This is a genomic window from Gordonia sputi NBRC 100414 (genome assembly GCF_000248055.1).
Lineage (GTDB): Bacteria > Actinomycetota > Actinomycetes > Mycobacteriales > Mycobacteriaceae > Gordonia > Gordonia sputi.
Window position 1 is genome coordinate 1 of sequence record NZ_BAFC01000116.1, and the last position, 22,583, is coordinate 22,583.

The following is a 22,583-nucleotide window of genomic DNA, read 5'->3' on the forward strand; positions in this document are numbered from 1 at the left end:
CGGGAGAAGCTACGCGAGGACGAACTACGGGGACTCGACACGATGGTGCTCCGCTGGGTCTGGGCGACGCTCGAGCGACGGCAGCTCGCCGGCCTGCTGCGCCCATGGCTGGTCACCTTCGAGATCATCCCGGCCGACCACGGTTCGCGCTCACGGGTTTACTTCCCGCTGATTGAATCCAATAAGCGGGAAGGAAACGAGGGAGCGGGAGCGGGCGCGGCCGCGGGAGAAGGGTGAGGGGGAGCGGGCGCGCGGCCTCAGCAAGCCTGCGCGCCTCAGCCGTCGGCCGAACTCCCAGCGAGCACGAAGTCTCGAAAGCGCGACGCGACGTCGCTCAGCGGCCGACCGCGAAACCACGTCAGCCTGATCTCGCGCGTTTCACCCGCGAGCGGAATGAGTTCGACGCCGGGATGGCGCGCCGACTCCTCGACCGGCACCACTCCGACGCCGAGGCCCGCGGCGACGAGGCCGGATACGGTCGCGAGCTCCGACGATTCGAAGGCGATCGCGGGCGTGAGATCGTGTGCGGCACAGATCTCGTCGAAGATCCGTCGCATGCCGTAGCCGTGTTGCATCACGATGAACTCCTCGTCGGCGGCCTCGGCGAGGCCTATCGTCTCCCGGCCCGAGAAGCGATGCTCGCGGGGCACCACGAGCGCGAGTTCTTGTTCGGCGACGCGGGCCCACGCCATGTCGGTGCGCATCGGGCGGGGCGCGACGATCGCGAGGTCGGCGTCGCCGTCGACGACATGCCCGACGACGGTCGCCGCCGCATCTTGGGTCAGCGTGAAACGCGCCGATGGGTTCTCCACCCGGAACCGGCTGATGAGGTCGGGCACCAACCCCAGCCCGAACGAGTGTAGGAACGCCAATCGCACTGCCCCGCGCGCCGGAGCGCGCATCTCCTCGATCTCCCGACGCCCGGCTTCCAACTGCGACGCCGCGCGACGCGCCCTGTCGAGGTAGGCGCGTCCGAACCGGTTCAGCACGAGGCGTCGACCATCGCGGTCGAAGAGCGGCACCCCGAGGTCGCGTTCGAGACGGCCGAGGAAGCGCGAGAGCGTCGGCTGCGACGAATGGACCCGGTCTGCGGCCGTGGTGAGGTTCTCTGCCTCGGCGATGGCGATGAACCACCGCAGGTCGTCGTGCATCACGCCATTCTAGCTGTAGTTATTCATTTTTGAATGATGCATCAGCTAAACATTCATTTCCTAATGACGGCGGCGCAGCTCAGGATAGATGGAGTGACAGCAACCGTCCTCCCAGCGACCACCGACCTCGCGCCCGTCAAGCACTCACCCGGCTCGCCCGGGTATCGGCGTGCCACACTCTCGCTGTTCGCAGCCGGGATGACGACGTTCATGGCGCTGTATTACGTGCAGGGTCTGTTGCCCCAACTGTCGTCACACTTCGACGTCTCGCCGACGACGTCGGCTCTGGCGGTCTCGCTCACCACTGGCCTGCTCGCCGTCGCAATCATCCCGGCGAGCGCACTGTCGGAGCGGTATGGCCGGGTGCGCCTCATGGTCGGGTCCGCGGTTGCCGCCTCGGTCATCGGACTACTGCTTCCGTGGGCGCCGTCGATCGAGTTGCTCCTGGCCGGACGCGCCCTGCAGGGACTGCTCTGCGCCGGAGTGCCCGCCGTCGCCATGGCGTATCTGGCCGAGGAAGTCGACGGCATGTCGCTCGGCGGAGCGATGGGCCGCTATGTCGCGGGTACGACGATCGGCGGTCTGGTCGGACGGCTCATTCCTGGCTTTGCTGTCGACTTTGTGTCCTGGCAGTGGGCACTCGAGATCGCCGCGCTGGTGTCCCTGGTGTTCGCGATTGCGTTCTGGCGCATGGTGCCCGGCTCGCAGTTCTTCGAGCCACAGCCTGTCTCGCTACGCACGACCGGACGCAATCTGGTTGCGCACCTTCGTGATCCGGGTCTGCTGTCACTCTTCGCCCTGGCCTTCGTGCTGATGGGTGGCTTTGTCACCGTCTACAACTTCATCGGCTATCGGCTCCTGGGGGAGCCTTTCGGACTCCCGGTGGGAATCGTCGCAGCAATCTTCTTCATGTACCTGGCGGGCACGGTGTCGTCGGCGTGGGGCGGCAGGCTGGCCGACCGCCTGGGCCGACGCCGGGTTCTCGTGAGTGCGACGTCGATCATGCTCGTGGGATTGTTGATCACGATTCCGGACCATCTGTGGTCCGTGATCATCGGGCTGTTCCTCTTCACCGCAGGCTTTTTCGCCGCGCACTCGGTGGCGAGCGGTTGGGTCTCCGCACGGGCGACCGAGCATCGGGCCGAGGCGTCGTCGTTGTATCTCTTCCACTACTATCTCGGCAGTTCCGTGGTGGGTGCGCTCGGCGGTCTGACGTATTCGGCATTCGGCTGGGCGGGGGTCGCGGCGTACGTCGGAACGCTCACTGCCGCAGGGGTTCTGCTCGCGGCGCTTCCGCGGCGTCGACGTTCGGCAGGGTAGCCCGCTCAGGCGCCATACCGGGCAGCTGCAGCGGCGAGGGCGTCGACCACCGATGTCACCGCTCGACGCGGCCGCGGTCTGGTCAACGCCTCGTAGACGCGCGCTGCTCGAACACCCTGCAATTCAAGCGGTTTCACCCCCGGATGACGGGACGCGTGACGCGGCATCAGTGCGATTCCGTGACCAGCCGCGACGAGCGCCTCGATCGTCGTGAAGTCGAGCATTCGCTGCGTCACCCTCGGTGCGACACCTGTGATGGCCGAGATCGACAGCAGCACATCGTCGACCGGGAACCCGCCCTCGACACTGATCCAATCATGGTCGGCCAGCTCGGTGACCGACACCGAATCACGCTCTGCAAGAGTTGAATTGCGTGATACGACGACGTCGAGTGGCTCACGCATCAGTTCGGTGACGCGCACACGTGGCGAACTGACAGGTGGCGTCCGCTCGTCGCGGTGCGTCACCACGACGTCGAAGTCGGCGAGGGCCGGCGGAGCGTCGGGATAGCCGACGTCGAGGTGCGACGCGTCGATCTCGATCGCTTCGGAGGCAGCGCGATCGAGGACCGTCGGCAGGAGGAGTGTCGCTCCGGATGGGAACATTGCGAGCCGGACCCGTGATCGCCCGGAGCGGTACGCGGCCATCTCTTCCTGCGCCCGCTCGACCGCGGCGATCACCTCGTCGGCGCGCAGCACAAGAGCCTGCCCAGCCGAAGTCAGTCGCACCCGCCGACCGTCGGCCTCCAGCAGTTCGACGCCCGCCTCCTTGGTGAGCACCTTGAACTGCTGCGAGACGGCCGACGGCGTCATGTGCATCGCGTCGGCGACCGCCCCCACGGAGCCCCGGTCGGCGAACTCCCTCAGCAGCCGCAGGCGCTTCACGTCCATGAAGCGATGCTACGACGACGCGTGGTCGTGCGGCCTTGATGCTTAACTATCCCGCGACACGCAGCACCACAGTTCCAACCCTCCACCGCGGAATAAATGGACCACGGTCCGGTTATATCTCACATGACCAAGAAAATCGGCTTCCTGTCCTTTGGACACTGGTCGGCGTCTCCGGGTTCGCAAGCCCAGACGGCGTCAGATGTCTTGCATCAATCCATCGACCTCGCCGTTGCCGCCGAAGAGCTCGGCGCGGACGGCGCCTACTTCCGCGTGCATCACTTTGCCCGTCAGCTCGGCTCGCCATTTCCGCTGCTCGCGGCGGTCGGCGCAAAGACCAACAGCATTGAGATCGGCACCGGCGTGATCGACATGCGCTACGAGAATCCCATGTACATGGCTGAGGACGCGGGTGCGGCCGACCTCATCTCCGACGGTCGACTCCAGCTCGGCATCAGCAGGGGATCCCCCGAGCAGGTGATCGAGGGGTACAAGTACTTCGGGTACGTCCCGGCCGAGGGTGAAACCGACGCCGACATGGCACGCCAGCACACCGAGGTGTTCTTGAAGGTGATCGAGGGCGCGGAGTTCGCGCAGCCAAACCCGCGACCGATGTTCCCGAACCCGCCGGGCATGCTGCGCATCGAGCCCTATTCAGAGGGCCTGCGCGACCGCATCTGGTGGGGTGCCGGCAGTCGGGCAACCGCCGAGTGGACTGCCGAGAAGGGCATGAACCTCATGAGTTCGACGCTGCTGACCGAGGACACGGGCATCCCATTCCACAAGTTGCAGGCCGAGCAGATCGAGCGCTTCCGCGATGCGTGGGAAAAGGCCGGCCACTCTCGCGAGCCGCGAGTCTCGGTGAGCCGCAGCATCTTCCCGCTGACCACCGACATGGACCGCGCCTACTTCGGACGCGATCGCAACGACCAGGATCAGGTCGGCCACCTCGAAGGCGGGCTTGCACGGTTCGGGCGTAGCTACGCCGCAGAGCCCGACAAGCTCATCGAGGAGCTGCGCGAAGACGAGGCCATCGCGGCCGCCGACACGCTGCTGCTGACGATCCCCAACCAGCTCGGCGTCGAATACAACGCCCACGTGATGGAGTCGATTCTCAACGACGTCGCTCCCGCACTCGGCTGGCGGTAACACCTTCTAGCCCAACGCCGACGGCACCGACTTGCGGTGCCGTCGGCGTTGTCGTGTCGGTGGGGATGTTGGGTCGGTGTTGGTCGGCGGTGTGTGGTGCCCTGGGCAGTTCGTCTGCACCCGGTGGCCGGCTCGGCGCAGCCGACATGGCTTTCATGAAGCATTACTACATCTTCTATGCACTTTATTTCGATTGTGCTTCACTCCCAGAGCCCTGACCATGACTACATGACAACGCGCGACCGCATGCTGGCACTGACCGTCGTCGTCCTATGGGGTCTGAACTTCATCGCGATTCGCCTCGGCCTCGACCACTTCCCGCCGTTCTTCTTCGCCGCGCTCCGCTTCGCCGTGATGGCGGTTCCGGTGGTGCTGTTCGTCCGTTTCCCCCAGATGCAGATCAAGTGGTTCCTGTTGTACGCGTTCGGTTTCGGCGTCGGGCAGTTCGCGTTTCTCTTCCTCGCGATGAACATCGGCATGCCAACCGGCCTGGCATCGCTCGTGCTCCAGATATCGGCACCGTTCACGGTGCTGCTCGGCGTCGTGTTCCTGCGGGAGCGACTCGTGCCGGCTCAGGTCGTCGGAATCGCAGTCGCAGTGGGCGGAATCGTTCTGATCGGAGTCGACCGCGCGGGCCACAGTTCGCTCGGTGTCGGCGTCGTGGTGCCGATCCTGCTCACCGTTCTGGCGGGACTGTCCTGGGCATTCGGCAATATCGGCAACCGCCTCGCATTGCCCCCGAACTCCGGTGACGCACTGCGGATGACGCTGTGGATGTCGGTGGTGCCGCCGATCCCGCTGTACCTGCTGAGCCTCGCTGTCGACGGACCGTCGGCAGGTTTCCACGCCATGGCCACGCTCGGCTCGACCTCAGGCCTGATCGCGCTGGCCGGACTGGCGTATGTGGTGCTGCTCGGAACCATCGCAGGATCTGGTTTGTGGACGTCACTGATGCAGCGCTACCCGGCCAGCCGAGTCGCGCCGATGTCGCTCTTGGTTCCCGTCGTCGGGATCACCGCTGCCTGGCTCTTCCTCGGCGAGCAACCCACCTACGTCGAGATCGGCGGAGCCGCGCTGGTGATCGCCGGATGCGCAGCAGGAGTACTCGCCGCGCCACGCTCGCGGGCCCGCACCACACCGTCTCCCGATTTCAGTCATTCGAGCGCCGAGCCCACCACAAAAGCCCAGGTCGGCGCTGGCAGCGCCGCCGAAAATGACTGAAAACGGGATACGGCAACAATCTGCCAATCCGAAATGCTCGTCGCGATCGATAAGTCGCCATCGATAGACCATCCGTACTGCTCAACGAGTCGTCGGAGGGCGTCGCCACGACCTCTACTGTTAGACGCCCTAGTATTCAGGGTCGAACCAGCATCAGGGTTGGGTGCGATAGGCCCACCTGGGGCACACGAGGGGATGATCAACGAGATGTCGCACGCCGAAGGCTCGCAGCCGTCATCGTGGCCGAAATCGGATGGCCGCGAGGACGACGAGGGTCGGATCGACACGTCGTTCGGTGCGGGCCAGCCCCCGTCGGACGCTCCCCAACCGCCGCAACCCTCGCCCGCACAGTTCGCCCCGCCGCCCGTGGCGCAGGTCAACTGGTACACGGGTAAGTCGGGCGAGGCGCCGCAAACACCCGAGATTCAGGTCGCTGCGTACCTCCCGAACGATCAGCATCCCGCACCGCAGCCGCCAGCTGGTTATCCGGCCGATCCCCACCAGGTAGCTCCCGGCGCGCCCTACCCGCCTGCGCCTATGCAGCAACCAGGACCTCCCTGGCCTCACTACCCCGAGCCGAACTTCCCCGACCCCACTTATTACGGCGGCCCCTACGAGGGGGGACCACAACAGCCGGGAATGCAGCCAGGTGCCCAAGTCCCCGGAGCTCCCGGTGCCGCGAACCCGAATCAGCAACCGGCGACACCGTTTTCGGCGCGCGGAGCCGGGTGGCGGCGAGCACTGCGCACCGTGTCGGGCGGTCTGATCAATCTGGGCGAGAGCAAGTCGCAACAACAACTCGACGAGATGATCGCACGCATCCGTCGGCCGATCGCCGGCGATTTCCGTCTGGCAGTGCTCTCCCTCAAGGGTGGCGTCGGAAAGACCACGACGACAATCGGACTCGGATCCGCGTTCGCATCGCTACGCGGGGACCGGGTGATCGCGGTCGATGCAAACCCAGACTTCGGAACACTCGGCCGCCGTGTCCCGCAGCAAACCGGCTCGACGGTGCGCTCGCTGCTCAACGACCCGAACGTCACGCGGTACGCCGACGTTCGACGCCACACGTCCCAATCCGCGAGCCATCTGGAAGTACTTGCATCCGAACGTGATCCAGCGATATCAGAATCCTTCAGCGCCGACGACTACCTTGACGTCATCGGAATCCTGGAGAACTACTACAACATCATCATGACCGACTGCGGTACCGGTCTCTTGCATTCGGCGATGGAGGGCGTCCTGAGTTCGGCAACCGCTATCGTCCTCGTCACGTCACCGGCCGTCGACGGCGCCGAAAGTGCCGCAGCGACACTGGATTGGCTCAACGCTCACGGCTATCAGCGACTGGTACAGCAGGCCGTCGTGGTGATCTCAGCGTCAAAGCCGGGAGGTGCGCCGATCGATCTGGACATGCTGACCGAGCATTTCCTCGGTCGGACACGGGCGGTGCAAATCATCCCATTCGATGACCATCTCGCGACTGGCGCGCAGATCGACCTCGATCACATGAACCGCGACACCCGCAATGCATTCCTGGAACTTGCTGCGACAGTGTCGGATTCATTCAATCCGGGAATGCCGGACTCAGGTGCCGGCGTGCAAGGACTCCAAGGGCCGCTCGGCGTACCCGGGTTCCAAGGACCTCCGCCCGGATTCCAGGGTCCGCCGACCGGGTACCAAGGTCCTCAACCCGGGTTCCAGGCGCCGGCGCCCGAGTACCAAGCACCTGCGCCTGGCTACCAGGTGCCGCCGGCTGGCTACCAGGGTCCGCCGCCCGGGTTCCAACCCCCACCCGGCTACCAGGGCCCTCCGCCTGGGTACCAGGCACCTCCGCCTGGCTACCAGGCACCTTCGGTGGGGCACGAAGCACCTCCGGTCGGGTATCAGGGGCCACCGCCGGGTTACCAGGGCACTCCGACGGGCGCTCAGGGGTATCCGACCGGACAGTCCGACACCCCGCCGCAGTCGTATCCGGCTGCGCCGCAAAGCCATTACGAACCAGCGGCACAGGAATCGATCCCCCCAGCCGACGAGAGGTTCTGAGCGACTCTACGACTGGGCGCCGCTGAGCTTTCCGAGTTCATCGGGACAGTAGCTCTGCGCCGCGAGGCCGAGGACCTGACCGGACTCGGCCTCGTTGAGTCCGTTCCCCACCTTGCGGATGGCGTCGAGAAGTCCGTCGCCCGCCTTGAGATTCGCGCACACCTGCTTGCCCGCCGTCACCGCGGCCGAATCGTCGGGAAAGTGGATGTTGAGTTGTTTGAGCCCTTGCAGATAGAACTGATCACCCTGCTGCGGTAGCGCTTTCGCGGCGTCAGGTGTCGAAGAAGCCGAAGTCGGCTGCGCCGAATCGCTGTCGCCGCCGCCACATCCAGCAAGCCCGACAACCACCACGGCCATCGCCGGGACCATCATCGCCCTGACGATCGAGCGTCTACTTTTCGGCATCGTCATGCCACTCCCCCATGTGTAGAAAGGTCTGATCAAGCCCCGAACCGTCGACCACTCTACTGATGCGCGACGCCAGTCAGCGCAGGGCGTCGGACACCACGTCGGTGAACCGCGAGATTGCTTGATCCGCAACGGAACTGAACGCCGCCATGTTGGCGAAACCGTGGATCAGCGACCCCTCTCGCTGCAACGTGACAGGCACTCCAGCGGCACCGAGGGCATCGGCGTATGCGATCCCTTCGTCACGCAGGGGATCGAAGCCGGCGACCACGACGTGTGCGGGAGGTAGGCCTGAAAGGTCCTGTGCGAGTAGCGGAGAGACGCGCGGATCGGCTCGCTGGGCAGGATCGGGCACGTACGCGTCTGTGAAATCAGCGATGCGTTCGCGGGTCAAGAAGTAGCCCTTCGCGAACTCGTGGGCCGAGCCGTGTTCGCCGACGGAATCGGTCTTGGGATAGATCAAGAGCTGCAGCATCGGAGTGATTGGCTCACCACGGACCTCCTGCGCGACGACCGCTGCGAGATTGCCGCCAGCACTGTCGCCTGCCACGACGATCCGGTCGCTCGGGATACCCCAGCCCGCGGCGGAGTCGACCGCACCGCGCCAGGCCGCGAGGGCGTCGTCGACCGCTGCCGGGAAGGGGTTCTCCGGCGCGAGTCGATACTCGACGGACACGACGTCGGCGCCGGTGTCGACGGCGAGCCTGCGCGCCAGCGGGTCGTGACTCCTGCGACTGCCCGTGGTGAAACCGCCGCCATGGAAGAACAGGATCAACCCACGGCTCTCGACGCCCGCGCGATAGCGCGTCACCGGGATAGGGCCTGCCGGGCCGTCGAACTCGAGGTCCTCCTCGACGGCCAGCACCGGGAGTTTCTCTGCGGTGAGCGCGGTGATCCGCGCGAGTCCACTGCGCGCCTTGCCGATCGTCGGCCCGCCCATGTCGGCGTTCGGGAGAACTGCTGTCACAGCCGCGGCGGCCAGCATCTCAACGCTGACGTGGTCGCCGTCTGCGTTGACCGGACACCACCGCGACACTGCACCGAATACCTGCGGTGGCACGTGGCCGATGACTCGCAAGAGCGAGCGGACGGGTCGTAGCGGCGGGGACAGCGTGGGGTTGGTGGCGCGGCTCACGGCCGCGAGAGTACCCGGCGCAGGGACGTGGTCTCGACAAGCTCGACCAGCGGGGGCGGCTCGACCAGCGAGGTGGTCTCGACAAGCTCGACCAGCGAGGGCGGCTCGACCAGCGAGGTGGTCTCGACAAGCTCGACCAGCGAGGGCGGCTCGACCAGCGAGGGGCCAGCGCGACCCCGCCGCGCGCTGCGCCCCGACGGCGGGCCGTGGGGCGCTGTGACAGACTCTCCCCATGCCCGACCGCGTCCCCGCTCCGGGTGGCTCGACCACCCGTGTCCCCGTTCGTACGTCGCTAGCCCTCGGAGCTGCGTCGGCTGCCCGCTGGGCGTCGCGCACCGCGGGGCGCGGCAAGGGATCGATGATCGGCGGCCTGGTCGCCGAGAAGATCGACCCGAACATCATGGGCCGTCTCGCCGCCGGAAAGCGGACCGCGCTGATCACCGGGACGAACGGAAAGTCGACGACCACGCGCATGACCGCCGCCGCCCTGGCCGAACTCGGCGAGGTCGCCACCCAGGCCGACGGCGCCAACATGGACGCGGGCATCATCGCGACGCTCAGCCTGCAGCGGTCGGCGCCGGTCGCGGCACTCGAGGTCGACGAGTTGCACGTTCCGCATGTGAGCGACGCCGTCGACCCCGAGGTCGTGGTGATGCTCAACCTCTCACGGGACCAACTCGACCGCGTCGGCGAGATCAACATGATCGAACGACGGCTCCGCGAGGGCCTCGCGCGACACCCCGATACGACCGTGATCGCCAATTGCGACGACGTCCTGATCACCTCGGCCGCGTTCGACGCTCCGAAGGTCGTGTGGGTCGCTGCGGGCGCGAGTTGGGTCGGCGACTCGGTGAGCTGCCCGCGCACCGGCGAGCCGATCGCGCGCACCTCCGGCGACCCCACCGACCCGTCGATTCAGAGCGGCGTCGACTGGTATTCCACCGGCGATCCGACGTTCCGTCGTCCAACGCCCCAGTGGTGGGTCGACGACGAAAAGATCTATGGCCCTGACGGATTCGAGGCGTCCATGACGTTGAGCGTGCCCGGCCGCGCCAACCGTGGCAACGCCGCGCAGGCCATTGCCGCTGCCGTCGCGATGGGTGCCGATCCCGCGAAGGCTGTTGCCGCCGTCAGCACCGTCGGCGAGGTGGCCGGACGCTACGGTATCCACCAGGTGGGCAACCATTCCGTGCGCACGCTGCTCGCCAAGAACCCCGCGGGGTGGCAGGAAGCGCTCTCGATGATCGATCAGGACGCCGACGGCCTGGTCATCGCCGTCAACGGTCAGGTCCCCGACGGCGAGGATCTCTCGTGGCTCTGGGACGTGCGGTTCGAGGCGTTCGAGACGATGCAGGTGGTCGCGGCCGGCGAACGCGCCGCCGACTTGTCGGTCCGACTCCTCTACGCAGGCGCCGAGCACACCACCATCCCCGACACCATGGAAGCCATCGCCTCCTGCCCGCCCGGACGCGTCGAGGTACTGGCCAACTACACCGCGTTCCGCGATCTCGGCGTCGCAATCGAACGCGCCGAGCGCGCACGGAAGGGACAGTGATGAGTACTTCGACGCTGCGCATCGGCCTTGTTCTGCCCGACGTCATGGGCACCTACGGCGACGGCGGCAACGCATTGATCCTGCGTCAGCGGGCGCGCATGCGTGGTGTCGACGCCGAGATCGTGCAGATCACCCTCGACGACGAGGTGCCCGACTCGCTCGACGTCTACACCCTCGGCGGCGCTGAAGACTACGCGCAGCGGCTGGCCACACGGCATCTCACGCGGTACCCCGGTCTGCAGCGGGCCGCGGCCGCCGGACGTCCCGTGCTCGCCATCTGCGCCGCAATCCAGGTACTCGGCCACTGGTACGAGACATCGGCAGGCGAACGCGTCGACGGCATCTCACTCTTCGACCTCACCACATCCCCGCAGGCCACACGCAGTATCGGCGAGGTGGTCACCGACCCGGTGATGCCCGGACTGACCGATCAGCTCACCGGATTCGAGAACCACCGCGGGGGTACAACGCTGGGGTCCGACGCCGCGCCGCTCGCGAAGGTGCGCCACGGCGTCGGCAACGGTGTCGGCGACGGAACCGAGGGCGTGGTGCAGGGCTCGGTGCTCGGGACGTACATGCACGGTCCGGCGCTGGCTAGGAATCCGCAGCTCGCCGACCTGCTCCTGGCGCGCGCGATGGGCGTCGAATCGCTCGCGCCGCTGGACCTGCCCGAAGTGGACCGGCTGCGCCGCGAACGGCTCGCCGCCGGGCGTCGAGGCTGAGCTCTACCTTCGCCGGTCGAGCGTCTACTCCGCTGGTCGAGCTTGTCGAGACCACCGCCGGCCGAGCGCCCACCCCGCTGGTCGAGCCCGTCGAGACCACCCGCCGGTCGAGCGCCTACCCCGCCGGTCGAGCGTGTCGAGACCACCCGCCGGTCGAGCGGCTTACTCCGTTGGTCGAGCCTGTCGAGACCACCACGCCCGCCGGAAACGCGAGCACTTCTCCGGCCCGCAGATGGCGCAGTCGGTGCCCGATCGGAAGTGCTCATGCGCTGTGCGGGGATGACCGCAGCGGCACGTCGGGTCGGGATCGCGCCCTGCGAGCCGTCGCATCTTCTCGCTCATGGACGCCGTCAATTCCGTTCTGCTGCACACCGCTACGACGCGGACACCGTTATCAGGCAGATCGTATCCACTCCATCGCCGGCTCCGATATGAAGGTTCACCTCAGCGGCTCGATCAGTCACGCGCCCGCGTCGTCGACCACAGGTAACCCCGCGTGGCGGCCGGCGGCGCGCAGGACCCCGCGCAGCATCGCGGGCGTCAGGCGTCCGGTGAACGTATTGTGTTGGCTCACGTGATAACTCGCGAAAAGCGTGAGTTCGCGGTCGCCGCGTCGGATCACGGTCTGCGCACCGTGACCGAACTTCGGTCTTGGCCGCGCAACCTCCCACCCGAGACCGGCGAACCCGGTCAGCGCCGCTTGCCAACCGAATGCGCCGAGCACGAACACCGATCGCAAAGTCGGTGCGAGAAGGTCGATTTCGTTGTGTAGCCAGTGCGCGCACTGATCTCGCTCGGCCGGCGTCGGCTTGTTCTGCGGAGGCGCGCAATGCACGGGCGCGGTGATCCGCACACCGGTCAGTTCCAAGCCGTCGTCGATGGAGACCGCAGTCGGCTTGTTGGCCAGCCCTACGTCGTAGAGAGCACGGTAGAGCACGTCGCCGCTCTGGTCGCCGGTGAACATTCGGCCGGTCCGGTTGGCGCCGTGCGCCGCGGGTGCCAGCCCGAGGATGAGCATGGCGGCGTCGGCCGGACCGAATCCGGGAATCGGCCTACCCCAGTATGATTGGTCGGCAAATGCTGCGCGCTTCTCGCGCGCAACCTGTTCGCGCCAGGCCACCAGCCTTGGGCACGCGCGGCACTCGATCAGTGCGGCATCGAGGGCTGCGATGCTGCGGTAAGCCATGGGTTCACCGTACGCCGCGACTACCTTCGACAGCGTTCTGTTATCCTGCCGAAAGACCAGGCAGGGATCGATGTGCAAGGAGCATAAAGGTGGCACTTTCCGCCCGACAGCTCCCGCTACCACCCCTTGCAACCAACCGATGAATCGCACCCGCACCTACCTCGCCGCTGCCGTCGCACTCATCGTCGTCGCGGCGATCATCGTGGTCATCGCCATCACCTTCAAGCCTGGGAACGCGGCCAATCCGACAACCTCCCCCAGCACACCAACCAATCCCGACCAGCCACTCCTGTTGACCCTCAGCGATTTTCCCGACGGTTACGTCGAGGGCAGTGCGGGTACGACATGGGAGATTGCAAAAGCCCTGCGCTCCGAACCCTGGTACACGGATGAGCCAGCGGCATGCACTCCGGTTCTGGACGCAAGGGCAGACAGAACCGATCACACCACACGCGTTGGGTTTGCTGCCGAAAGCCCGGATGCGAAAACGGCCTACACTCAGTACCTCATCCGTAACGACTACGGTCCTGCGCAGATGCGTGATGCTGTTCTCTACCCGCAATGCTTGACGCGCACAATCGACGCCCACAAGAGCGGCTTCTACACGATCCACACCACTGAACTGCCGGTGCCCGGCGCGCTATCCGGGACCGAGGCATTTGATCGTCAAATCGGTTAGCGATATCGCCAACCCACCCGCGAATACGACCGACCACCGCGAAGTCGTCAACGGATACGCTTGGCTCCCAGATCGTCTGCTCGTGTCCCTCAACGCAGAGACCGATGGCCGCGGCAACACCGTCGACATGAACCAGTTCGACGACCTACTCGTCAAAGCCACCAAGAAGGCCTCACGCTGACTACGGTTGCCGTACAACCTAATCCAGCACCCGGCACCGCTCGCGGGTCCGGTCGACGGCGAACCAGCCACGCTCGAACTGCTGCCACTTCTCGAGGTGGACCCGCGACGACTCGCCATCGCGCGCTACCGCGCGTTCGAGTCGCTCATCGGGTGCGCCGCCGTCGAGCCACAGCGAATAGGTCAAGCGGTCGGCGATCCGACGCCGCGCCGCCGACACCCCTTCGATGATGAGTAGCGGCTCCCAGCGGTACCAGACCCTCTTGCCGACGCGCGGCTCGCCGTCGACCCACTCGCGTGGGCGATATCGGTAGTCGCGGCGTCGGACAAAGGCATGCAACACATCGGATTCCATCTCTGGCCACCATGCAACGGGATCGTCCCAGGTGGCGAAGTGGTCGGTACGCACCAGCACCACGCCGGTACCGCGGGCGTGAAGTTTGTCCACCAGGGTGTCGGCGACGGTCGTCTTGCCCGATCCGGACGGCCCGTCGATGGCGACGATCCCCGACACCATCTCCGCGGCCAGCTCGTCGAGTTGGGCATCGAGCTCAGGCGAGAGCGAGCCCATCGAGCGTGCACCGTCTCCCACCAGCGCGCTGGTGTCAGGCAAGGACCCGCCGCCCCGACAACGCCCGGCCGAGTGTGAGTTCGTCGGCGAATTCAAGGTCGCCACCCATCGGGAGGCCCGACGCCAGGCGAGTCACCGACAGCCCCGGGAAGTCTTTGAGCATGCGCAGGAGGTAGGTCGCGGTGGCCTCACCCTCGGTGTTGGGGTCGGTTGCGACGATGATCTCGCTGACGTCGACCCCGTCGGGCTGATTGGCGAGGCGTCGAAGCAGCTCACGGATGCGCAGTTGATCGGGTCCGATCCCCGACAGCGGATCGAGCGCACCGCCGAGCACGTGATAGCGGCCGTGGAACTCCTTGGTCCGCTCGATCGCGTGGACGTCCTTGGGTTCTTCGACGACGCAGATCTTGGTGGCGTCGCGACGCGCGTCGGAGCAGATACGGCAGAGCCGATCCGCGGAGACATTTCCGCACTCCGCGCAGAAGGTGACATCGTCGCGGACGTGGCCGAGGGCAGCGATGAGTCGGTCGATGTCGGACTTCTCACCGGCGAGCAGGTGGAAGGCGATCCGCTGCGCACCCTTGGGGCCGAGCCCTGGCTGTTTGGCCAGCTCGTCGATCAGATCCTGGATGGGGCCCTCGTACATGAAGTGTCAGCCGAGGCCGGGAAGTCCGCCGCCGAGTCCGCCGGCGAGCGGTCCCATCTTCGCGCTCGTCAGCTCGTCACGCTTGGACGCGAGATCCGACAGCGCACCGAGGACCAGATCTTGCAGCGTCTCGACGTCGTCTGCGTCGACGACCTTGGGATCGATGGTCACCGCGGTGACCTCGCCGGTACCCGTTCCGGTCACGGTGACCAGCCCGTTGCCCGCCGAACCGGTGACCTCGGTTGCCGCAATCTCCTCCTGCGCCGCGAGCAACTTCTCCTGCATCTGCTGCGCCTGGGCGAGCAGGCCCGCCATCGGATTCTCGCCGCCGTCACCGCCGCCGAACAGGGAACTAGGGTCAAAAGGTTGAGTCACGTTCACCAGGGTAGTCGGTGCGCTCACCGCAGCAGTCGCTCGACATGCTCGATGATCTCGTCGACGCTCTCGTCACCGACCGGCGTGATCTGGAACGAGAGCACGTTGTCGCCGAAAAGCCTGCCTGCCTTCGGTGTGAGCGCGAACTCGATCCTGTCGTCGTCGACGCGCCGCCACTCGACCACCCCGCCGTAGACGGGCGCGCTGGCTCCCGTGGTGACGCAATAGCCTTCACGGCCACCCGCTTTGGCGTCACTGACCAGGTCGCGCTGAATCTGGAAGCAACCCATCGATTCGTCGTCGATGAAGACGACGGCCTCGCACCCGAGATCGGGGTGTCGCTCGTAGGAGGCGTGGATGGTCACAAATCTCAGCCTAGCGATGCATTCGCGGCCGATCGAGCCCAAGTCCGACCGCCGCTACGTACACAACTCGTACCTGAGCGAGGGGCCGCGACAATAATTTCGATGGCTCCTCGCTGACGTCACGATTGTGTACGCACTCGCTCACTCGCTCGGAACGGGCGAGTGTTCCGGCTGCCGACCGCTGACGAATCTGCGCGGTTCGCCGGTGAGCGGGTCATCGAACTCCAGGCTGTGTGCGAGTAAGCGCAGCGGCCGGGTGAAGTCGCCTCGATCGGGCAGTTCGGCGAGGTCGGGGCGTACGTCGGGGTACAGCGGATCGTCCACGATGGGCACCCCGAGCAACGCCATATGCAGGCGGAGTTGGTGGGTGCGTCCGGTGTGCGGGCGCAAGCGGTAGAGGCCGTGGCCAGGCCCGGCTTCCTCGATCAGAGTGATCTCGCTGACCGCGTTGACCTCGCCGTCGACGACCAACGCCCGCAGGTCACCGGCCGTCTTCTCGATGCGATTGCGCACGGTTGCCGGGGTGCGCAGCGCGTCGTCGAGCGGTGCCAGCGCACGGTATTCCTTGCGTGCGAGTCGTCGGGCGAACAGACCCTGATACGCCGCGCGGACCTGCGGGCGGGCAGTGAACAAAAGCACCCCCGACGTCAGGCGGTCGAGCCGGTGAGCGGGTGCAAGTGCGTCGTTGCCGAGTTCACGCCGCAGCCGCACCAACGCGGTCTGGGTGACGTGCCGCCCGCGCGGCATGGTCGCGAAAAACGGCGGTTTGTCGACGACGACGATGTTCTCGTCGCGGTACAGGATCGGCAGGTCGAAGGGGATCTCGATCTCGTCGGGCAGATCCCGATACAGGTAATACGACGTATTGGCCCGGGCAGGAGCGTCGAGGTCGGCGCGGTTGCCGTCTGCGTCGACGACGTCACCGGCGGCTGTCCGCTCCCGCAGGTCGTCGAGGGTCAGGTCGGCCAGTGACGGGCTGGCCAGCAGCGACTCCCCGACCGTCAGCTCCTCGCCGTGGCGCACCACGACGCGCGTCGCGTCGACGCCGTCACGCACCGGCAGTGGCGAGGGCCGAGCGCGGCCGCGACGTCGAGGTGTCCGGGTATCGTCCTGCGGACTCATAGTGCGAACCGGTCCGCAGAAGTGGGCTACTTCTCGACCCGCGCCTTGAGATTCGCGAGCAGCTGAGCCTGGATCTTCGCGAGACCCTTGGGCGCGAACGTCTTCTCGAAGAAGCCGCCGATGCCGCTGGCGTTGGAGTTCCACGTGGTGGTCGTGGTGACCTTGGAACCGCTACCGGCCGGGGTGACCTTGTAGGTGGTCACCATCGACGAGTTCTCATCGCGTTCGGTGATGGTGTCCGGCACGACGCTGACTGTCGCCTTCACGTCGCGCTGACGCTTGGAGGTCGCCTGCAGAATCCAGTGCACCACCGTTCCGTCGCCCTGGCCGCCGCTGATGACCTTGTAGTCGCGGTACTGCTCGGGAAGGATCGCCGGACGTGCGTCGACGTAGTCGGCGAGCACCCCGATCACCTGGTCGGGACTTGCGGCGATGTCGATCGTTTGACTGGCGGAAATCTCACCCACGACGGGCACTCCTTCATGGCAGATTGGCGGGCGTGCTGATCAGGTCCTAGGCTAGCCAAGTGACTTCTGGACGGTTGGAGATGGGGGCACAGGCTTTCGACGACGGGGTTGCCACCCTTCTGGCCAGCTATCGGGCGATTCCGCCAGGAGCAACGGTCCGTCTCGCGAAAAAGACGTCGAACCTGTTTCGTGCGCGCGCCAAGAATCCGCATCCCGGCCTCGATGTATCGGGTCTCGATCGGGTGATCTCCGTCGATCCTGTTGCCAAGACCGCCGACGTCGCGGGAATGTGCACCTACGAGAATCTGGTCGCCGCAACGCTGCCCTACGGACTGGCGCCGCTGGTGGTGCCGCAGCTCAAGACCATCACCCTCGGCGGTGCGGTGACTGGCCTTGGTATCGAGAGCACCTCGTTCCGTAACGGCCTGCCGCACGAGTCGGTGCTCGAGATCGACATTCTGACCGGCGACGGCTCCATCGTCACCGCGACGCCGACCAACGAGAACTCCGACCTCTTCTTCGGTTTCCCCAATTCGTATGGGACGCTGGGATATTCGGTCAGACTGAAGATCGAACTCGAATCAGTGCAGCCGTACGTTGCGTTGCGCCACATACGTTTTCACGATCTTGCGACACTGCAGTCGACGATGAACACCATCGCCGACGAGCGTACCTACGACGGCGAGCGCGTCGACTACCTCGACGGTGTGGTCTTCACCGCCGACGAGGCGTACCTGACCGTCGGCCGCCAAACCGACGACGCCGGTCCGGTCAGCGACTACACCGGGATGGACATCTACTACCGGTCCATCCAGCACGATTCCGGAATCAAGCGCGACCGCCTGACCATCCACGACTACCTCTGGCGCTGGGACACCGACTGGTTCTGGTGTTCACGAGCCTTCGGTGCCCAGAACCCGAAGATTCGACGCCTCTGGCCAAAGAAGTTGCTGCGCAGCAGCTTCTACTGGAAGTTGATCGGCTACGACCAGCGCTTCGACATCGCCGACAGGCTCAACAAGCGCAAGGGTTTGCCCGCCAATGAGCGGGTGGTGCAAGACATCGAGGTTCCGATCGAGAACACCACCGCGTACCTCGAGTGGTTCCTCGAGAACATTCCGATCGAGCCGGTGTGGTTGTGCCCGTTGCGTTTACGTGAGCCGGCACTACCAGTTGCCGACGCCGCGCGGCCGTGGCCGCTCTACCCGCTCGAGCCCAAGCGCACCTACGTCAACGTCGGGTTCTGGTCGGCAGTGCCGGTGACTCCCGGCGATCCCGGCCACGCCAACAAGCTCATCGAGCGCGAGGTGGCCGATCTCGACGGCCACAAGTCCCTGTATTCGGAATCCTTCTACTCCCCCGAAGAGTTCGACGAACTCTACGGTGGCGAACACTATCGACTCCTGAAGAAGCGGTACGACCCTCGCGGCCGGCTTCTCGACCTCTATGCGAAAGCGGTGAAACGGCAATGACGACGTTCCAGGACAACGGACCCGCATCTCCCCCGGAAGCCTCGCCGGGTAAGATGACGCTGGCGCAGATCTTCGAGTCGCTCGTCGGCGGCAATCTCAGCATCAGGATCACCGCGTACGACGGCAGCTCGGCAGGCCCCGCCGACGCCGAGTATGGGCTGAACCTCAAGAACTCTCGTGGCACAACGTATCTCGTCACCGCACCCGGCGACCTCGGACTGGCGCGCGCGTACGTGTCTGGCGACCTCGAGTTGATCGGGGCCCACCCCGGCGACCCCTACGAGGCGCTGCGCGCTCTTGCCGCCGACCTCGAATTCAAGCGTCCGTCTCCCTTGACGTTGGCGAATGTGGCCCGCTCGCTGGGCATCGAGCATTTCAAGCCGATCGCGCCGCCGCCCCAGGAAGCGCTGCCACGCTGGCGTCGCTTCGCAGAAGGATTGCGGCACAGCAAAACCCGCGACGCCGAGGTGATTCATCATCACTACGACGTGTCGAACACCTTCTACGAGTGGGTTCTCGGACCGTCGATGACCTACACCTGCGCCGTCTACCCCGACCTCGAGGCGTCGCTGGAGACGGCCCAGGAGAACAAGTACCGCCTGATCTTCGACAAGCTGCGACTCAAGCCTGGCGATCGTCTCCTCGACATCGGTTGCGGCTGGGGCGGAATGGTGCGCTACGCAGCGTCTCGCGGAGTCAAGGTACTCGGTGTCACGCTCTCCGCGGAGCAGGCCGAGTGGGCGCAGAAGAAGATCGTCGACGAGGGGCTCAGCGACCTCGCCGAGGTGCGCTTCAGCGACTACCGCGACGTGACCGAGAGCGACTTCGACGCCGTCTCGTCGATCGGACTGACCGAGCACATCGGCGTCCACAACTATCCGGCGTACTTCTCGTTCATCCGCGACAAGCTGCGGGGCGGCGGAATGATGTTGAACCACTGCATCACTCGACCTGACAACTTCAAGAACGCACGCGCCGGATCGTTCATCGACCGCTACGTCTTCCCCGACGGGGAGCTCACCGGCTCCGGCAAGATCATCTCGAAGATCCAGGACATCGGCGGACTCGAGGTGCTGCACGAGGAGAACTTCCGTCCGCACTACGCCATGACGCTGCGTGACTGGAACCGCAACCTCGTCGAGCATTGGGACGAGGCCGTCGAAGAGGTCACCGAGGGCACCGCGAGGCTGTGGGGCCTGTACATGGCCGGATGCCGAATCGGCTTCGAGCGCAACATCGTTCAGCTTCACCACGTCCTGGCGACCAAGCTCGACGACTACGGCCAGAGCGATCTCCCACTACGCCCGTGGTGGGACGCATAGCGGCGACTCGGACCCGCTGGTAGCGGCGCGCGGTGCGCGCTACTCCAGCGGCCGGGCGCCCAGCTCGGTCTGTAGCAGTTCCATCGCGACCTTGTTCGGGTCGAAGCGACCCTCGGGAGCCGCGTTCTGCACCTCGGCGACCATCTCCGCACGCTCAGCGTCGGGGATGTCGTCGTCTTGGCGCGGCGGTTCAGGCTCCTCGGGCTCGGCGGGAGCCTCCGGTGCTGCGGCGGCGTCGGATTGCTCGCCCGAGGTGCCTCGAGCGCGGCTCGGCCGCGAGAAGGTCTGAGCACGACGCTGCTGCCGATCTGGTTGTCCCGCTGCGTTTTTCGTAGGCGCGGTCACGTCGACGACCTTATGGATGGTCTGCACGTCGAGTTCGGTTCCGAAGACCTCGTGCAGCGCCTCGCGCATGATGTTGACCGCATGCGGCGCCGACAATCTGCCGACCAACACTTCAACGGGATGCGCCAGGATCACGACGTTGTCGCGGATCTCGTCGACGACGGCGTTCGACAGCATCGGTTCGAGACTCTTCGACCGCTCACGGACCGCGGCGCGGACTTCCTGGAAGCGCTTGCGCGCGGTCTCGACGTCGAGGCCGGCCTGCGGTTCGGGTTCTGGTTCTGGTTGCGGTTCGGGTTCGACGCTGCGTGGCGTGGACGGTCTGCCGTCGTCGGGGACGGGCGCGTCGTAGTCGTCGACGGGCTCGTCGGGTAGCGGGATGTCGTCGTCTGCGGCAACTACTGCGGCCGGTTCCGGTGTCGGGGCAGGTTCGGGCGTCGGTGGTGCGGCGGGCTTCGCAGGCGCCACCGGCATCGGGCGCGTGGGCTCGGCGGGCGTGGTGGTCTCGGCGGGGGTGGTCTCGACACGACCTCCGCTAGCGCTCCGGTCTGCTCGACCAGCGGTGGGATCGCCTGCGCTAGCGCTCCGGTCTGCTCGACCAGCGGAGGGATCGCCTGCGGGCGCGGCAGCGGAGGAATCGCCCGCAGGCGCGGCAGCAGGAGCATCGCCGCGCGTGGGATCGGGCGGGGTGGTCTCGACACGACCTCCGCTGGCGCTCCGGTCTGCTCGACCAGCGGTGGGATCGCCTCCGCTGGCGCTCCGGTCTGCTCGACCAGCGGAAGACTCACCTCCGCTGGCGCTCCGGTCTGCTCGACCAGCGGGGGGATCGCCGGCGCTAGCGCTCCGGTCTGCTCGACCAGCGGAGGAATCGCCGGCGCTGGCCGCCGAGGCGACGGCTGGCGGCTCGTCCGTCTTGCGCTGCGAGGGGCGGACGTACTTGGGCGGGTCGACGGGCGGCGGGGCGGGGGCCGCGGTGGGAGCACCCTCGGCGCGCGCGGAAGGCGAGGGCGTTGCACCGCCGGCGTTCCCTCCGGCCGGAGCGACGCCTGACTCGAGTCGTTCGAGACGCTGGAGCAGCGCGGCGTCGGCGGCGGAGACCGATGGCAGCAGCATCCGCGCGCACATCACCTCGAGCAGCAGGCGCGGCGACGTGGTGCCGCGCATCTCGCCGAGCGCTTCGTGCACGATCTCGGCGAAGCGGGTGAGTCCGCCCGGTCCGAGATGCTCGATCTGACCTTGCATGCGCGCGAGTTGATCGCCAGGCGCTTCGACGAGTCCACGTTCGGCAGCGTCCGGAACTGCTTGCAGCAGAATGAGATCGCGCAACCGCTCGAGAAGGTCGACGGCGAAACGTCGAGGATCATGCCCGGCGTCGACGACCTTCTCGACCGTCGCGAACAGCGCTGCGCCGTCGGAGGCGGCAAGGGCGTCGATGGCGTCGTCGATGAGTGCGATGTCGGTGACGCCGAGCAGCGCGAGGGCGCGGTCGTAGGTGACGCCCTCGTCGGACGCACCCGCGAGTAGCTGGTCGAGGATCGACAGCGAGTCGCGGGGCGAGCCGCCGCCGGCGCGGATGACCAACGGGTAGACATCCGGTGCCACGACGACGCCCTCTTTGGCGCAGATGTTCTCGAGCAGCCCGCGCATGACCGGCGGCGCGAGGAGGCGGAACGGGTAGTGGTGCGTGCGCGAGCGGATGGTCGGCAAGACCTTCTCGGGCTCGGTGGTGGCGAAGACGAAGATGAGGTGCTCCGGCGGCTCCTCGACGATCTTCAGCAACGCATTGAACCCCGCGTTGGTGACCATGTGCGCCTCGTCGACGATGAACACCCGATACCGCGACTCCGACGGCGCGTAGAAGGCGCGGTCGCGCAGTTCACGTGTGTCGTCGACGCCTCCGTGGCTGGCGGCGTCGAGTTCGATCACGTCGAGGTTGCCCGGCCCGCCCGGCGCGAGGGCTACGCACGACGAGCAGACGCCGCACGGGGTCGACGTCGGGCCCTGCTCGCAGTTCAGTGAACGCGCGAGGATGCGGGCCGACGACGTCTTGCCACACCCACGCGGCCCGGAGAACAGGTACGCGTGATTGATGCGGTTTCCGTCGAGGGCGCGGCTGAGCGGATCGGTGACGTGCTCCTGACCGACGACTTCGGCGAACGTTGCCGGACGATAGGTGCGATACAGAGCCACGCGTCGAGACTACCGGCGATCACCGACAGCGCAGCCGCCTGCCCTACGGCTGTGCACAGCGACCTTCCC

At 66.3% G+C, this 22,583-nt stretch carries 21 protein-coding genes and 1 pseudogene; 10 read left to right on the forward strand and 12 right to left on the reverse strand.

The genetic code is table 11. The annotated features are described in order from the left end of the window. Positions 1-237: pseudogene (locus GOSPT_RS18635) on the forward strand (hypothetical protein); the annotation flags it as partial. Positions 238-275: 38 nt separating this feature from the next. Here GOSPT_RS18635 and GOSPT_RS18640 read toward each other — a convergent pair. Next, positions 276-1,151: a LysR family transcriptional regulator gene (locus GOSPT_RS18640; RefSeq protein ID WP_005208016.1), complete on the reverse strand. Its 876-nt coding sequence runs from the start codon at positions 1,149-1,151 to the stop codon at positions 276-278. A 63-nt stretch (positions 1,152-1,214) separates the two neighbouring features. Between GOSPT_RS18640 and GOSPT_RS18645 the strand changes: the two genes are divergently transcribed. Then, positions 1,215-2,471, forward strand: coding sequence for an MFS transporter (locus GOSPT_RS18645; protein ID WP_039856672.1), 1,257 nt, complete (start codon positions 1,215-1,217; stop codon positions 2,469-2,471). A 5-nt stretch (positions 2,472-2,476) separates the two neighbouring features. Here GOSPT_RS18645 and GOSPT_RS18650 read toward each other — a convergent pair whose 3' ends face one another. Further along, on the reverse strand, positions 2,477-3,361 hold the full coding sequence (locus GOSPT_RS18650) for a LysR family transcriptional regulator (protein ID WP_005208018.1): 885 nt from the start codon (positions 3,359-3,361) through the stop codon (positions 2,477-2,479). A gap of 123 nt (positions 3,362-3,484) precedes the next feature. Here GOSPT_RS18650 and GOSPT_RS18655 point away from each other — a divergent pair, with 123 nt between their 5' ends. The 3 genes from GOSPT_RS18655 (at position 3,485) to GOSPT_RS24055 (ending at position 7,774) form a co-directional block, all read left to right on the forward strand. Next, positions 3,485-4,507 carry an LLM class flavin-dependent oxidoreductase gene (locus GOSPT_RS18655; protein ID WP_005208019.1) on the forward strand — a complete coding sequence of 341 codons (1,023 nt, stop codon included), beginning with the start codon at positions 3,485-3,487 and terminating at the stop codon, positions 4,505-4,507. Between the two features lie 228 nt (positions 4,508-4,735). Then, positions 4,736-5,728, forward strand: coding sequence for an EamA family transporter (locus GOSPT_RS18660; protein WP_039856673.1), 993 nt, complete (start codon positions 4,736-4,738; stop codon positions 5,726-5,728). A 207-nt stretch (positions 5,729-5,935) separates the two neighbouring features. Further along, a complete protein-coding gene (locus tag GOSPT_RS24055) occupies positions 5,936-7,774 on the forward strand; it encodes a MinD/ParA family ATP-binding protein (RefSeq protein ID WP_245548740.1) in 1,839 nt (612 codons plus the stop codon). Between the two features lie 6 nt (positions 7,775-7,780). Here GOSPT_RS24055 and GOSPT_RS18670 read toward each other — a convergent pair whose 3' ends face one another. Next, a complete protein-coding gene (locus GOSPT_RS18670; protein WP_245548742.1) occupies positions 7,781-8,185 on the reverse strand; it encodes a DUF732 domain-containing protein in 405 nt (134 codons plus the stop codon). 73 nt (positions 8,186-8,258) lie between these two features. Then, positions 8,259-9,317, reverse strand: coding sequence for an alpha/beta hydrolase (locus GOSPT_RS18675; RefSeq protein ID WP_039856674.1), 1,059 nt, complete (start codon positions 9,315-9,317; stop codon positions 8,259-8,261). 232 nt (positions 9,318-9,549) lie between these two features. On the opposite strand from GOSPT_RS18675, the gene GOSPT_RS18680 reads away from it, so the two are divergent. Together GOSPT_RS18680 and GOSPT_RS18685 are read left to right on the forward strand one after the other, a co-directional pair. Further along, positions 9,550-10,872, forward strand: a complete 1,323-nt coding sequence (locus GOSPT_RS18680) for a Mur ligase family protein (protein WP_005208024.1) — start codon at positions 9,550-9,552, stop codon at positions 10,870-10,872. Further along, complete coding sequence (locus GOSPT_RS18685; RefSeq protein ID WP_039856675.1) at positions 10,872-11,594, forward strand: type 1 glutamine amidotransferase; 723 nt, start codon at positions 10,872-10,874, stop codon at positions 11,592-11,594. Before GOSPT_RS18680 ends, GOSPT_RS18685 begins: the two co-directional genes overlap by 1 nt. A gap of 460 nt (positions 11,595-12,054) precedes the next feature. Here GOSPT_RS18685 and GOSPT_RS18690 read toward each other — a convergent pair whose 3' ends face one another. Then, the gene (locus GOSPT_RS18690; protein ID WP_005208026.1) at positions 12,055-12,780 is read right to left on the reverse strand and encodes a uracil-DNA glycosylase; all 726 of its coding nucleotides are present in this window, start codon (positions 12,778-12,780) and stop codon (positions 12,055-12,057) included. A 139-nt stretch (positions 12,781-12,919) separates the two neighbouring features. Here GOSPT_RS18690 and GOSPT_RS18695 point away from each other — a divergent pair, with 139 nt between their 5' ends. Further along, positions 12,920-13,459, forward strand: coding sequence for a hypothetical protein (locus tag GOSPT_RS18695; RefSeq protein WP_039856676.1), 540 nt, complete (start codon positions 12,920-12,922; stop codon positions 13,457-13,459). Between the two features lie 199 nt (positions 13,460-13,658). Here the strand turns inward: GOSPT_RS18695 and GOSPT_RS18705 are convergent, their stop codons facing one another. The 6 genes from GOSPT_RS18705 to GOSPT_RS18730 all read right to left on the reverse strand — a co-directional run bounded on the left by GOSPT_RS18705 (position 13,659) and on the right by GOSPT_RS18730 (position 17,185). Continuing rightward, positions 13,659-14,210, reverse strand: coding sequence for a uridine kinase family protein (locus tag GOSPT_RS18705; protein ID WP_005208029.1), 552 nt, complete (start codon positions 14,208-14,210; stop codon positions 13,659-13,661). 34 nt (positions 14,211-14,244) lie between these two features. Continuing rightward, complete coding sequence (recR, locus tag GOSPT_RS18710; RefSeq protein ID WP_005208030.1) at positions 14,245-14,856, reverse strand: recombination mediator RecR; 612 nt, start codon at positions 14,854-14,856, stop codon at positions 14,245-14,247. A gap of 6 nt (positions 14,857-14,862) precedes the next feature. Continuing rightward, positions 14,863-15,231, reverse strand: coding sequence for a YbaB/EbfC family nucleoid-associated protein (locus GOSPT_RS18715; RefSeq protein WP_039856699.1), 369 nt, complete (start codon positions 15,229-15,231; stop codon positions 14,863-14,865). 23 nt (positions 15,232-15,254) lie between these two features. Continuing rightward, complete coding sequence (locus tag GOSPT_RS18720; RefSeq protein ID WP_039856678.1) at positions 15,255-15,596, reverse strand: hypothetical protein; 342 nt, start codon at positions 15,594-15,596, stop codon at positions 15,255-15,257. Positions 15,597-15,737: 141 nt separating this feature from the next. Next, on the reverse strand, positions 15,738-16,718 hold the full coding sequence (locus tag GOSPT_RS18725) for a pseudouridine synthase (RefSeq protein WP_085941963.1): 981 nt from the start codon (positions 16,716-16,718) through the stop codon (positions 15,738-15,740). Between the two features lie 26 nt (positions 16,719-16,744). Next, the gene (locus tag GOSPT_RS18730; RefSeq protein WP_005208034.1) at positions 16,745-17,185 is read right to left on the reverse strand and encodes an SRPBCC family protein; all 441 of its coding nucleotides are present in this window, start codon (positions 17,183-17,185) and stop codon (positions 16,745-16,747) included. 80 nt (positions 17,186-17,265) lie between these two features. On the opposite strand from GOSPT_RS18730, the gene GOSPT_RS18735 reads away from it, so the two are divergent. Both GOSPT_RS18735 and GOSPT_RS18740 read left to right on the forward strand, forming a co-directional pair. Next, positions 17,266-18,657 (forward strand): FAD-binding oxidoreductase, encoded by a 1,392-nt coding sequence (locus GOSPT_RS18735; RefSeq protein WP_005208035.1) that lies wholly within the window; start codon positions 17,266-17,268, stop codon positions 18,655-18,657. After that, the gene (locus tag GOSPT_RS18740) at positions 18,654-19,979 is read left to right on the forward strand and encodes a class I SAM-dependent methyltransferase (protein WP_005208036.1); all 1,326 of its coding nucleotides are present in this window, start codon (positions 18,654-18,656) and stop codon (positions 19,977-19,979) included. The genes GOSPT_RS18735 and GOSPT_RS18740 overlap by 4 nt, the downstream gene beginning before the upstream one ends. Before the next feature lie 39 nt (positions 19,980-20,018). Here GOSPT_RS18740 and GOSPT_RS18745 read toward each other — a convergent pair whose 3' ends face one another. Then, a complete protein-coding gene (locus GOSPT_RS18745) occupies positions 20,019-22,514 on the reverse strand; it encodes a DNA polymerase III subunit gamma and tau (RefSeq protein ID WP_005208037.1) in 2,496 nt (831 codons plus the stop codon). Positions 22,515-22,583: the final 69 nt, after the last annotated feature.

Coding starts and splice junctions, on each gene's coding strand:
- GOSPT_RS18670 (WP_245548742.1), bottom strand. CDS start 8,185: ATGACGATGCCGAAAAGTAGACGCTCGATCGTCAGGGCGATGATGGTC.
- GOSPT_RS18685 (WP_039856675.1), top strand. CDS start 10,872: ATGAGTACTTCGACGCTGCGCATCGGCCTTGTTCTGCCCGACGTCATG.
- GOSPT_RS18640 (WP_005208016.1), bottom strand. CDS start 1,151: ATGCACGACGACCTGCGGTGGTTCATCGCCATCGCCGAGGCAGAGAAC.
- GOSPT_RS18740 (WP_005208036.1), top strand. CDS start 18,654: ATGACGACGTTCCAGGACAACGGACCCGCATCTCCCCCGGAAGCCTCG.
- GOSPT_RS18680 (WP_005208024.1), top strand. CDS start 9,550: ATGCCCGACCGCGTCCCCGCTCCGGGTGGCTCGACCACCCGTGTCCCC.
- recR (WP_005208030.1), bottom strand. CDS start 14,856: ATGTACGAGGGCCCCATCCAGGATCTGATCGACGAGCTGGCCAAACAG.
- GOSPT_RS18655 (WP_005208019.1), top strand. CDS start 3,485: ATGACCAAGAAAATCGGCTTCCTGTCCTTTGGACACTGGTCGGCGTCT.
- GOSPT_RS18735 (WP_005208035.1), top strand. CDS start 17,266: ATGGGGGCACAGGCTTTCGACGACGGGGTTGCCACCCTTCTGGCCAGC.
- GOSPT_RS18645 (WP_039856672.1), top strand. CDS start 1,215: ATGACGGCGGCGCAGCTCAGGATAGATGGAGTGACAGCAACCGTCCTC.
- GOSPT_RS18650 (WP_005208018.1), bottom strand. CDS start 3,361: ATGGACGTGAAGCGCCTGCGGCTGCTGAGGGAGTTCGCCGACCGGGGC.
- GOSPT_RS18660 (WP_039856673.1), top strand. CDS start 4,736: ATGACAACGCGCGACCGCATGCTGGCACTGACCGTCGTCGTCCTATGG.
- GOSPT_RS18725 (WP_085941963.1), bottom strand. CDS start 16,718: ATGAGTCCGCAGGACGATACCCGGACACCTCGACGTCGCGGCCGCGCT.
- GOSPT_RS18695 (WP_039856676.1), top strand. CDS start 12,920: ATGAATCGCACCCGCACCTACCTCGCCGCTGCCGTCGCACTCATCGTC.
- GOSPT_RS24055 (WP_245548740.1), top strand. CDS start 5,936: ATGTCGCACGCCGAAGGCTCGCAGCCGTCATCGTGGCCGAAATCGGAT.
- GOSPT_RS18705 (WP_005208029.1), bottom strand. CDS start 14,210: ATGGGCTCGCTCTCGCCTGAGCTCGATGCCCAACTCGACGAGCTGGCC.
- GOSPT_RS18690 (WP_005208026.1), bottom strand. CDS start 12,780: ATGGCTTACCGCAGCATCGCAGCCCTCGATGCCGCACTGATCGAGTGC.